Raw genomic sequence first — 1088 nt, forward strand, 5'->3', positions numbered from 1 at the left:
GAGCGCCTCGGCCGGCAGGCGGACGAGGGCGGCGTCGCGGTCGTGCAGCGCCATGCCGACGGCGAGGGCGAGCCCGGCCTCCGCCCCGTCGATGGTCTGCCGCTGCCACGGCGCCGCGCCGCAGGCAAGCGCCGCGTGGATGCGCTGGAGCGCCCGGTCCGCGCGCATCGCCAGGATGAGGTGCGCGAGCATCGCCTCGGCCGTCTCGCCCTCCGCCGTGGCTTCGACCAGCCGCATCCAGGCCTGGTGGACCATGGTCGCGGCGAGATCGACGGTGGAGTTGAACAGCCGCCGCGCGGTCGAGGGCGGCAGCCCCGCCTGCACCGCGATGCGGCCGAGGGGCAGCGCGAGGCCGTGGTCGGGCAGCAGCATGCGCGCCGCCGCGATCAGCATGTCGCGCTGTTCGCCCTCCCAACGGGCGCGCGCCTCCTCCAGCCGCTGGCGGCGGCGGCGGAAGGCACGGGCGGGATCGTCGCTGTCGTCATGCATGTTCGCGTTATGTTCCAAACCGAGCGGGCTAGGCAACATCGTCGTGAGCGGGGAAAGTTGCGCGGGCGCCGGGCGGACCGGCGCGGCAGTACGGGTCGGGTGACGGAGAGGGGCGGGATGGCGGCGGTGATCGGCTTCGTGCTTGGCGAGTTCATCGTCGAGTTCTTCGTCCTCGGGCTGCTGACGGCGGCGGTCGCGATCGCCCGTCACCCGCCGCCGCGCGGCACGGGCGTCGCGGGCGAGCGTCTGCTGGCGCATTACGTGCTGTTCTCCGTCGGCTGCCTGTATCTGGTGAATTTCGTCTATCACGTCTTCTTCGGCGCGCTGTCGGCGCGCTTCATCGGCTGGGCCGACAGTCCGTTTCAGACGGAACTGGGTTTCGCGAGCCTCGGGTTCTCGGTGGTCGGCTTCCTGGCCTGGCGCGGCGGCTATGGCATGCGCGCGGCGGCGGTGCTGGGGCCGGCGGTGTTCATGCTCGGCGCGGCGGGCGGGCATGTCTATCAGATGGCGGCCACCGGCAATTACGCGCGCGGTAATTCCGGGCTGCTGCTGGCCGGGGACGTGGTGATACCGCTGGCGGGGCTGCTGTTCCTGTGGCT

General features: G+C 72.3%; 2 protein-coding genes. One reads left to right on the top strand and one right to left on the bottom strand.

From position 1 onward, the window contains the following. A partial coding sequence (locus tag B8460_RS05500; protein ID WP_048860577.1) for a hypothetical protein occupies positions 1–489 on the bottom strand: 489 nt, incomplete at its 3' end. A 117-nt stretch (positions 490–606) separates the two neighbouring features. Between B8460_RS05500 and B8460_RS05505 the strand changes: the two genes are divergently transcribed. Beyond that, the coding region (locus B8460_RS05505) for a DUF6790 family protein (protein ID WP_048860578.1) at positions 607–1088 on the top strand (482 nt) is incomplete at its 3' end.

Source organism: Acidisphaera rubrifaciens HS-AP3 (genome assembly GCF_000964365.1).
Classification (GTDB): domain Bacteria; phylum Pseudomonadota; class Alphaproteobacteria; order Acetobacterales; family Acetobacteraceae; genus Acidisphaera; species Acidisphaera rubrifaciens.